At 64.7% G+C, this 10041-nt stretch carries 11 protein-coding genes and 2 pseudogenes; 10 read left to right on the top strand and 3 right to left on the bottom strand.

What is annotated here, in order from left to right:
• A pseudogene (locus WDW90_RS31890) lies at positions 1-480 on the bottom strand (porin family protein); the annotation flags it as partial.
• Between the two features lie 624 nt (positions 481-1104).
• Here WDW90_RS31890 and WDW90_RS31895 point away from each other — a divergent pair.
• Positions 1105-1743, top strand: a complete 639-nt coding sequence (locus WDW90_RS31895; protein ID WP_336491602.1) for a glutathione S-transferase family protein — start codon at positions 1105-1107, stop codon at positions 1741-1743.
• Positions 1744-1746: 3 nt separating this feature from the next.
• Positions 1747-2321, top strand: a pseudogene (locus WDW90_RS31900) (type 1 glutamine amidotransferase domain-containing protein); the annotation flags it as partial.
• Here WDW90_RS31900 and WDW90_RS40960 read toward each other — a convergent pair.
• Complete coding sequence (locus tag WDW90_RS40960) at positions 2240-2716, bottom strand: DUF6894 family protein (RefSeq protein WP_431311165.1); 477 nt, start codon at positions 2714-2716, stop codon at positions 2240-2242. The pseudogene WDW90_RS31900 and the gene WDW90_RS40960 sit on opposite strands and share 82 nt — an antisense overlap.
• A gap of 179 nt (positions 2717-2895) precedes the next feature.
• On the opposite strand from WDW90_RS40960, the gene WDW90_RS31905 reads away from it, so the two are divergent.
• From WDW90_RS31905 to WDW90_RS31940, 8 genes are all read left to right on the top strand, one after another.
• The gene (locus tag WDW90_RS31905) at positions 2896-3654 is read left to right on the top strand and encodes a Crp/Fnr family transcriptional regulator (protein ID WP_336491604.1); all 759 of its coding nucleotides are present in this window, start codon (positions 2896-2898) and stop codon (positions 3652-3654) included.
• Between the two features lie 31 nt (positions 3655-3685).
• Positions 3686-3940, top strand: a complete 255-nt coding sequence (locus tag WDW90_RS31910; protein WP_336491606.1) for a hypothetical protein — start codon at positions 3686-3688, stop codon at positions 3938-3940.
• 312 nt (positions 3941-4252) lie between these two features.
• Positions 4253-4489 carry a hypothetical protein gene (locus tag WDW90_RS31915; RefSeq protein WP_336491608.1) on the top strand — a complete coding sequence of 79 codons (237 nt, stop codon included), beginning with the start codon at positions 4253-4255 and terminating at the stop codon, positions 4487-4489.
• Positions 4490-4815: 326 nt separating this feature from the next.
• Positions 4816-5487 (top strand): Crp/Fnr family transcriptional regulator, encoded by a 672-nt coding sequence (locus WDW90_RS31920; protein ID WP_336491609.1) that lies wholly within the window; start codon positions 4816-4818, stop codon positions 5485-5487.
• A 277-nt stretch (positions 5488-5764) separates the two neighbouring features.
• Entirely contained in the window at positions 5765-5998 is a 234-nt protein-coding gene (locus tag WDW90_RS31925; protein WP_336491611.1) for a DUF6894 family protein, read from the top strand.
• A 196-nt stretch (positions 5999-6194) separates the two neighbouring features.
• Entirely contained in the window at positions 6195-6656 is a 462-nt protein-coding gene (locus WDW90_RS31930; RefSeq protein ID WP_336491613.1) for a PAS domain-containing protein, read from the top strand.
• Positions 6657-6933: 277 nt separating this feature from the next.
• A complete protein-coding gene (locus tag WDW90_RS31935; protein WP_336491615.1) occupies positions 6934-7245 on the top strand; it encodes a hypothetical protein in 312 nt (103 codons plus the stop codon).
• Positions 7246-7278: 33 nt separating this feature from the next.
• Positions 7279-8625, top strand: a complete 1347-nt coding sequence (locus WDW90_RS31940; protein WP_336491616.1) for a methyl-accepting chemotaxis protein — start codon at positions 7279-7281, stop codon at positions 8623-8625.
• Positions 8626-9089: 464 nt separating this feature from the next.
• On the opposite strand, the gene WDW90_RS31945 is transcribed toward WDW90_RS31940, so the two are convergent.
• Positions 9090-9356, bottom strand: a complete 267-nt coding sequence (locus WDW90_RS31945; RefSeq protein WP_336491617.1) for a hypothetical protein — start codon at positions 9354-9356, stop codon at positions 9090-9092.
• Positions 9357-10041 lie beyond the last annotated feature (685 nt).

Consider the following 10041-nt stretch of genomic DNA (forward strand, 5'->3'; position numbering starts at 1 on the left):
GTCGAGGCTGGCCAAGCCGACCGGGTTGGCGAACGCGATAGCGGGGGCCGGCAGGAAGCCGGGGGTCAGCAGGAAGCGGTTGCGGTTGCGCCCGAAGTCAACGTACTGCGCGTCAGCCTCGAAGCCGATCACGAAGCCCGAGCCCGGGGTGAACTGGTAGTTGTAGCCGATCTGGCCGCCGCCCGAGAAGCCGTCGAGCGAGTTGCGGCCGCCGAACACGACCTGCGAGGGGGCGGGCACGCCGCCCGGAGGGATGACGAGCGGGCTGCCGGCCGGCAGGTTCACAATCGTGGCGGCGTTGCTGCGCGAGCTGGCGTCGAACGCGTAGCCGGCGTTGAAACCGGCGTAGAAGCCCGTCCAGGTGAAGACCGGAACCGGGGTGAAGACCGGCGGCGGCTCGCGGCGGGGCAGGTCGGCGGCGGAGGCGGCGCCGCTCAGCAGAGCGGTGGCCGTGCTGGCGAGAAGAAGCTTTCTGATCATCTGGTCCTGGGTCCCCTCTTGTATGGAGATAAAGCCAAGAAGAACGCCTGTTACTGGCACCTGCCTAGTGCGGCGGCACAACACCCGACGGACGGCTGAGCGAGAAGCTGTGCCTCGCTCGGCCGAGGCCGCATTTTGGCCTTACATGTGGCTGCGGGGCCACGTTGGACCCTCTGCGTCTGGACAAGGAAAGCCCCGCGAGCCGAGGGCTGGCGGGGCTTAAGGTGGCTTGTCGGCAATTCCCAGGACCAGCCAGGAAAGCTCGCGCTTCAGTGGAACCGTTCGTGGCGGCACTTGCAAGGTGTCTTAAATCTGGCGTTCAGCGAATAGGCTGGCGATGTAGATGAGCCGGCCGCCGTGACAGGCCTGCGGTCAGGAGGCACACCGCTTGATCCGCCGAACGATCAAACAGATCCCGAAGCGGAATGGCCGATCTTGGCCGAGAGCGGAATGGCTGCTTTCAAACGAACCGTAAGTCAAAGCAGACGTAAGCGCGATCACATCTTGCGCCCGCCGCGCTCATGCGAGTCACGCCCGTGCTGGTGTTCTCATCAATCGGCTGTCTGAGGAGCACGTCGGAAACATCCGGTACCAGCGGCGTTCAGCCCCCAGAGGAGGCGCCGCATGAAGCTCTATTGGGGTCCGCATACCTGCGCGATCGGCACGCACGTCCTGCTGGAGGAGATCGGCAAGCCGTACGAGGCCGAGAAGCTCGACGTCGCCGGCGGCGACACGCACAAGCCGCCCTTCAGCCACATCAACCCAAAGGGCAAGGTGCCGACCCTTTTGCGGGACGACGGCTCAGTCCTGACCGAGTACGGCGCCATCGCAACTTGGCTCGCCCGTACGAATCCCGAAGCGAATCTCCTTCCGTCGGATCCCGAGCAGGAGGCCCGCGCGATCGAGGTGATGGACTACGTCGTCGGCACGCTGCACGGGCAAGCCTTCGGGCGCATCTTCAAGCCGCAGAAATTCGAGCCGCCGGACATCGTGCACCAGACACTCGGCGTCGGGCAGCACGCGACGGAGAGGAAGGGCCACGAGATGGTAGAGGAGGCGCTTAGCATTCTGGAGCGACAACTCGCCGGGCGGGACTATGTCACGGGCGATCAGTTCACGATTGCGGACAGCGCCCTGTTCTACGCCGAGCGATGGGCACCACAGGTGAAGATCGCCCTGCCGCCGGCTCTTGCAGCCCATTTGGCGCGGATGAAGACTCGTCCGGCGGTCCAGCGTGTATTGTCGATCTGGGGCGAGAGATAGGAGGTGTGGCTCTCCGAGCTGACGCACGCGTACGACCTCTTCGCCGAGAAGGGATACGAGCAGCGCATCGTGAGCCCGAAGGGCGATGGATTGCCCCTTGAGCCGCGCGCTCTTAAATGGCCGCTGCTCGACGCTTCCGCGAAGGCTTGGCTCGCGGATCCGGCCCGCATGGCGCTCGTGACTTCAACCGCCCGGCCCGACGAGATCGATCCGGCGCGGTTCGTAGCGGTCTACTTCACCGGCGGTCATGCGGTGATGTGGGACTTCCCGGATGCCGAGGAGTTGCAAACGATCACGCGCGCCATCTGGGAACGTGGCGGCATCGTCTCGGCCGGCTGCCATGGCTATTGGGGCCTGCTGAACACGAAGCTTGCGGATGACACGCTGCTGGTCGCGGGCAAGCGCCTGACCGGCTTCTCCTGGACGGAGGAGGTACTGGCCGGCGTTGCCGGCAAGATGCCCTACGAGAGGCGCAGATGAAACGCCGGGGCGCCCTCTACCGGAAGACGTTCCTGCCTTTTGTCTCCCATGTCGTTGTTGATGGCCGTTTGGTAACACCTTGGCCGCCCATGTCGAGCGCACGCAGGCGTGCCAGAAGGGCATGGGTCTGGGACAGCGTGGCGTAGAGGGCGTCTCGCTCCTGCTGAACCGCCGCGATAAGGCGCTCACTTCGTTGGATCTCGGCCCGCGCCTTCTGGTCCAACGCGGGCGCGGGCCGGCGTGGCATGCGTGCTCCATCGAGAACCTCCGTGAACGGCACCTCCATCAGGAGCTGGCCCTCCGCATCCGCGATCTCGAAGGCATAGCGCAGGAGCTGCCTCGGCCTCGTGCCGGTGCGCTGCAGCTCGGCCGTCATGGCCGGAATGGTCCGGCACACATCGAGGTAGGCCGCGTCCAGCCCGGCAAACGGCACGCCTTCCCCATCCCACTGCAGGCCGTCCGGGGTTCGCAGATGGAAGAAGTAGCGGGGCATCCAGCCTCCGGCGATGTCCTCGTCCGCAACGCACGACAGCCGAGGTCGGATCAGCGCGGCCGCATCCCGCGTTGATCCGGACGAGCTTGCGTTGCTTGTGCGGGTGCCGGCAATCACACAGGTGTAATCTGAGCAGGGGGGGCAGCTTGCTCAGCCGCTGCGGCGGCCCGGAGGCGGTCATGCCCCATCACCTCATCCGCAAGCTTGAGAACTTCACCCGGCTCTCTGACGCGGACAAGGGCGCGCTGGAAGACGCCGCTGCCCAGCGGGTGCGCCTGTTCGGGCCGCACCAGGACATCATCTGCGAGGGGGATGATCCCGAGCACGTCAACCTGATCCTGGAGGGCTGGGCCTGCCGCTACAAGCAACTGGAGGACGGGCGGCGGCAGATCATCTCGTTCTTCCTGCCAGGCGACCTCTGCGACCCGCACATCTTCGTGCTGCGCGAGATGGACCACTCGGTCTGCACCATCACGCCGGTGAAGCTCGCCGAGATCCAGCGCGACACGCTCCTCGCCCTGACCGAGCAGCACCCGCGGATCACGCAGGCGCTGTGGTGGGAGATGCTCGTGCACACGGCGATCCAGCGGGAATGGACGGTCAATCTCGGCCAGCGCACGGGCCTCGAGCGGATCGGCCACCTCCTGTGCGAGCTGTTCATCCGGCTGCGCGCGGTGGGGCTGACCGAGGGCGATTCCTGCCTCCTGCCGATCACCCAGGTCGAGTTCGGGGACGCGACGGGCCTGTCGAACGTGCACGTCAACCGGGTGCTGCAGGAGCTGCGCGGCTCCGGGCTGATCGTGCTGAGGGGCCGGTACCTCACGATCCCGGATCTCGCCGCGCTCCAGGCCGTGTCGCTGTTCAACGTGAACTACCTGCACCTCGACCGCGAGGGCCGCCACCTCGACGCCAATGGACCTGACCGGCCCGGCGCGTGAGGGATCTTCCGGGGTATGCGGGATCTGGATCATGCCCGACCTGGATCAGGAGCTTGAGCACTTCCTGCACGCCCATCGGCATCTGGCCGATTGGAGGAGGCGTGTGGCCGATCAGAGGGGGCTCATCGAGGACATGGCAGCCAAGGGTTACGACACGGCTCTGGCCAAGGATCTGCTACGGACAATGGAACGCACGCTGGAGGTCGGTCGCCGGCACCAGCAGCTTATCCTGGAGGCTCTGGGCACCGTCTACGAACAAGGCGGCGGCAGCGGCGGTACCGCATAGCGCCCGATCCGCGCCTTTCCCGCGGCCTTCCGCGCATGAACTTGGCGCGGCAGCGAGCGCTTCGGGCACCCATCGGATTAGCCTGCGTTAATCTCCAGACGCGGCTGTTGGGAGCGGCCCCATGCTGGTGCTCGATTTCACGCTGGCCTAGGAGCGCATCCGACGCTGCAAGGTCTTGATGAAGGAGATTGAGACCGAGCGGGAGCGTGCGCGTGAGCTGCTCCGGCAGACCCAGCTTCTTCTGGCTCAGCCGCTGCCGACACCGTTGGCCAGCACGAGCTTCTCCTGGGAGCGGCAGAGGTTGGGTTCGCCATGCTCGATCTGGATCAAGAGCGCGAGAACCTCGTCGTTGCGGACCGGCACATCACCGAGGGCGAGCGGCGGATCACTGAACAGCTCGCACGGATTGCGACCTTGGCCGAGGACGGGCACGACACGGCGCAGGCCGAGCATCTGCTGCGCACGTTCGAGGAGACGTTGGCAGAGTGGCATGGGCACCGGCAGTCGATCCTCGCCAGCATCGCGCGGCTGACAGCAGCGACGCCATAAGGCGCCCGTCCTTATAGATGCCCTCACGCGAGCCAAAGGCTCCAGAACGCCCAATCCGCGAACAGCGCCGCGCCCCTGCAAAGGTCCGATAGAGCAAGCCCTATTGGAACGGGATACTCGGCCGAACATCTCCTCGCGAGCCAGTTACAGGAACTACCTAGCTGCATTAAGAATTCAAACTAGAGTTGATCCGGCTGCGCGCGCTCCCAACGTTGGATTGTGGTTCAGCAACTGATGCACGATTATAGTCTCTTGTCGCGCAGAAAAGCCTGGGGGCCGTGGTAGCTGGGGGTCCGTTCCTGCAAAAACTTGAGCGTGCAGGGCCTATGTCGCAGGAGGAGCGAGCCGAGCTGCAAGCGCTGACCTTCACACGCCGTGCCGTGGCGGCCCGCAATGACATCGTCACAGGCGACATCCCAGATCGCGTCTACCTCGTCATGAGCGGTTTTGCCTGCCGCTATAAGGTCCTCCGAAGCGGCACCCGCCGGATCGTCTCCTTCGTCCTGCCGGGCGACCTCTGCTACATGCACGATGCCGGCGCATTCGGCCGCGATCTGCGGGTCGGCGCCCTCACGGCCTGCTCGGTCGTGGATCTCTCCCGCTCCAAGCTGACGGAGCTGATCAGCCTCCATCCCGGCATCAGCCGCGCGATGTGGTGGGTCACCTTGCGCGAACTGAGACGGGCCCGCGAGTGGATCGTCAACGACACGCGCCCGGCCGACAAGCGCCTCGCCCATACACTCTGCGAGCTGCTGGTCTGCCTGCAGGTGATCGGGCTGGCGGACGAGCACAGCTTCGAGTTGCCCGTGTCGCAGGTGGACCTAGCCGATGTGCTGGGCATCTCGCACGTCCACATCAACCGCGTCGTGCAGAGCCTGCGCGCGAGTGGCCTGATCACCTGGAGCGACAACCTCGTGGCGATCCCGGATGTGCCGGCGTTCAAAGCGTTCGCCGAGTTCGACCCGGCCTACCTGTGCTTTGAGGGGTTCGGCCCCTGACAGGACCAAGGCCCGCCCCGCATCCGACTTTGAGCCACGCCCGCTGAAACTTGCCACAGGTTGAAGCTGTTAGAACCGTGGGCGTGACAGTGAGCTGCCCAGCCGAGACGCGGAATGGCTGAGATCACGCTGCTGCTCGTCCTCAGCCGGGCTTTCCACCGAGCTTGGTAGCCGACGTGCGCCGGCCGGATCGATCCTCGCCGACGGGCTGCGCCCAAGGGGGCACCACAGCAAGGCTGAAGGCCTGTGCCTTCATCCAATCCAAGTAGGACGGCGCGTGCCCCGGTTCTTTTTCGACATCCACGATGGTCATGAGATCCGCGACGATGTGGGACATGACTTCCCCGACCTGATGGCGGTTCGCGCCGAGACACAGCGTGCCCTGGGTGGGCTGGTCGCGGCCAAGCCATTGGACGCGAATGCCATCCAGGTCCGGGTCGACGTTCGAGATGACAGCGGTAAGCGCGTCGTGACAGCATCCCTTCTCGCGGTCATCGAGGACGCTCCATAACGCCCAATCCGCGCGGCTCTTCGCCGCTTGGACGTTGAATCCGCTAGTTCACTCAAGGTCGATTTCGCAACGGCCAGTTGGGAGAATAGCAGGGGTGGGCCATGCCTCTACCTAGCTGCCGGTGCCGTGATCCCATAGGACACGGATCAGCCTGACACCTTGGTCGCCGGCCGGTGTGATTATGACCGTTCTCGAGGTGATCCGCGCCTTCGCTCACGACTCGGCTGTCGCCATCGTGATCACCGACGCTGCCGTCGCGAAGCCGGGTCCTACCATCCAGTGGGCCAATCGAGCATTCGCGTGCCTCGTCGGGCGGTCCGCCGCCGATCTCGTCGGCATCAGTCCTCGCTTCATGCAGGGGCGCGAGACCCGGCGCCCGGTTCTCGACCACTTCGCGCAGGCCCTTGCAGCCGGTGAGCGCTTCCACGGCTACCTGACGAACTATCGGGCCGACGGAACCAAGTACGTGGCGGAGATCGACTGCCGCCCACTGCAGAATGCCGAGGGCCGCATCGAGCACTTCATCGCCTTCGAGCGCGAAGTTACCCGCCGCCGCGGCCGTCCCTGGGGCGGCATGGTCAGCCGGTTCGAGCCCAGAGAGGTAAGTAACGAAGCGTTAACGCCTGCTCTGATGTCGCTGGGCGTGTTCAAGATCTGAGCATCTTGCGTTATTATCCATGACGATTAATGTCTAAAAGTAGACATCCAATTGCCTCCACCATCCTACGAAAGCAATCTAGGTTAGGTCCGTGAGAAATTTCCGCGAAGTCCGCGATTTAATCCTTAATTAAGGTCGAGCTGTCATCTTCTTTGTGCAGGACTCGTCCGAGTGACGTGCGCAGTTAAGGGACATCTTGCCGTTTCCGATTTGATCGCGCTCAGTCTCGCTGAGTGCCGGTCTCCACGGCTGCCTGCCTTGCCGAAAGGAATTGGTCTTGAGCACGGTCTCGCCGCACGCCAACGTCGTGTCCTTGTTGCCGGCGGAAAAGCAGGTCTTCAGCCCGCTTGTGCGTCGGCAGATCGGTTTCGCGAGCGATCTCGCCTCGCTCAAAGCGCTGAGCCTACAGCTGCAGCAACTCAAGCGTGAGTACATCGATGCCGCTACGGCCTTCGATGAGACCAGCGTCGCCTTCTGCCGGAAGGATCCAGCATTCCGGTCCAATCCCATCCTCGGCCAAATCGAGCGCCTTGAGGCGAGCATGCAGCGCCTGACAGGCGCGATGATGACCCATCAGCCGCGCATTTAATCCTTTCCTCATTCTCGTCAGGTGAGACGCCCCGTGTCCGACTCCACCCAGCAGAAGCGCCTGAGCGCCTTCGGCCTCACCTCGGCCGACATCGCTCTCCTGCAGCAGCAGGCAAGCTTCGCCCGAACACGCCTGCCGCAGTTGCTGACGGAGCTGCATGCACAGTTTGCCGGCTGGCCCGAGATCCAGCGCGCGCTCATGCTGCCTGACGTGCACGAGGCACGCGTGGCACACTGGGTGCGCGCGGCCTCAGGTGAGGTCGGCGAGGGCTTCGACGCCTCGGCCGAGCGACTGGCGACCGCCTTCAGCCGCAACGGCGTTCCGGCCTATGCGGTCGCGGTCTGCCACTTCACCGTCTCGCAGGCCATCACCCGGGAACTCGGCCTCGACCAACAGCTCAGCACGAGCCTGAGCAGCCATCTGCAGCTCCGGCAGATCGCCAGCCGCCAGGCCCTGGCCGCCGTCATCAACAAGGCCGCATGGTTCGACCTCGAAGTGCTGTTGGAGACCTACGCGCGCGTCGATGCGGAGAGCAAGCGGCGCTCGCTCGCCCAGCTCGAAGCTTTTCAGACCAAGGTGCAGGCGATCGTCGATGCCGTGACGGCCGATGCAGGCACCGTCAGCAGCCGGGCTGAAATGATGGTGTCGACGACGGGCGAGACCGCGCAGCTCGCCCAGTCCGTCGCCGGAGCTTCACAAGAGGCGTCGCAGAACGTCGATGGCGTTGCTGCGGCGGCAGAAGAGCTGTCCGCCTCCCTCAGTGAGGTCGCAACCCAGGTCAGCCGGGCCGCCGAGATCGCACAAGGCGCCAACCACGCTGCCCAGCAGACCGACGCGACAGTGCAGAGCCTGTCAGGCTCGGCCAGCCGAATCGGCGACGTGGTGGCGTTGATCTCGAGCATCGCCAGCCAGACGAACCTGTTGGCCTTGAACGCCACCATCGAGGCGGCGCGCGCCGGCGAGGCGGGCCGAGGCTTTGCGGTCGTGGCAGCCGAGGTGAAGGGCCTGGCGGGCCAGACGGCGAAGGCCACCGACGAGATTACTCAGCAGGTCAGCGCGATGCAGGACGCGACGAGCGAGGCGGTTGCGGCCATTGGCCGGATTGCCACGATGATCGGCGAGATGGACCGCGTGGCGGCCACGATGGCGGCGGCGGTGGACCAGCAGCGCGCGGCCACACAGGAGATCGCCGGCAACGTGACGCGAGCTGCGGCAGGCACGCAGCAGGTGGCCGGCAGCATCGACGGCGTGAGCAGCGCCGCACAGGCGGCCGGCGGGGCGGCGGGTGAGATGCTCGGCATCGCGCGCTCGCTGGCTGGCGAGGCGGCCACTCTGAAGCAGGCCATGGTCGAACTGATCGCGCAGAACCGAGCCGCATAGCGCTGGCGTGACAACAGCCTACTGGACGGCCACGCATCCGGCGCAGGGCTCGTGCTGTCACAGAAGGGTATACTCCAGCGGACGACGCCGCCAGCGAAGGAAACCCTGCTGCCAGGGCCAGTTCTGGCTCAATGGATACCCAACCAGCCGACGAGATCTCAACGGACGGCTTTGGTTGCCTTTTCGGAGTGCTTGCTTAGTTCAGCTCGCAACCGGGCCGCCTCGGCTTCGTGTCTCTCGGCAGAGGCCTCAATCCGCGAGCACACATGATCATAGAACGCGCGGAGCGACTGCATCAGGCCCGTCATCGGCTCCTCCATCGCAACAACGGCTCGAAGCGCCGTAGTCGGTGAGCCCGATCGAGCGGCGAGCGAACCGCGCAATGCGTTTAGATCGGTAGGCTCTGGCTCGCTGCCAACCCAGCCTGCGACAAGTCTGCCTGAGGGCCGATGAACCCTGCAGGGTCAGTGCGCCTCGCGGAAGAGCGTTTGAATGAGCTGCCAGAGCTCGCGGTGCCCGGCCGTTTGCCCCGCCTGCGTGAGGTAGTCCGCGATCTCGATTTGCTCCTTCCCCTGGCTGGGACGACCAGCTTCGGGCCCCTCAGTATGCTGCCACTCGTGCTCGACGTAGAGGCGCTTCGTATCCGTGTCGAAGACCAGCCGCCACCAATCTTCGTCGTTGGTGACAGCACCTTTGGCGGTTCGTTGAAGCTCGCGGATGAGAAGGGCCATCTGGATCACTCCTGCGCGGCGCCAAAGCCATTTTAGCGGGAGATGGGTCGCAAGTGGACGAGAGCGCCTTTGCACATCGACGGAGCCTACCTCGAACTCCCGCGGCATCGGCAGCACCGACGTCATACTCCTTCACCCACCCCATCGGGATCTCGCGGGTGTTGAGTTCAGCCGGCAATCTCGAAGGCTTAGCGGCGCCAGTGGCCTTCACTGCCCGAGGGTTCAGTTGGTCAAAAAAGGCGGTTTTCGAGACTGTAGGTCGCCACAGTGCCCCTTCAGGTGTGAAGCCCCAGCGCACGGCGACGCTCCATAACGCCCAGCCTGCGAACGTCGGCTCATGAAGCAGCACCGATTCCCTGCAACCAGGCTGTCGAAGGTCCGCAGAAAGCGCAACGCAGACTTACAAGCTGAACTGCTGCAACGTCCGCTTTGGAGGAGGCGCCGGAGTCGGCTGAACGGCCGAAAAGGGCGCAAATCAGACGGTCTGCTTTCTGGCGACTGGTCAACTATCGTTCGTGATGCACAGCGGAACTTTAGAGCCGCAGATCCAGCAGTGCCACGTGAGACGTACAATGCATCAAACCCATACTTCTCGCCCTTGCGGATGAAACCTACGATGCGGAAGGGCTGTCTCTGCGGAGCGACCGCCATGCCTCACCCGCTCATCGACCTCGCCCCGGATGTG

The organism is Methylobacterium nigriterrae (genome assembly GCF_037106235.1).
Taxonomy (GTDB): domain Bacteria; phylum Pseudomonadota; class Alphaproteobacteria; order Rhizobiales; family Beijerinckiaceae; genus Methylobacterium; species Methylobacterium nigriterrae.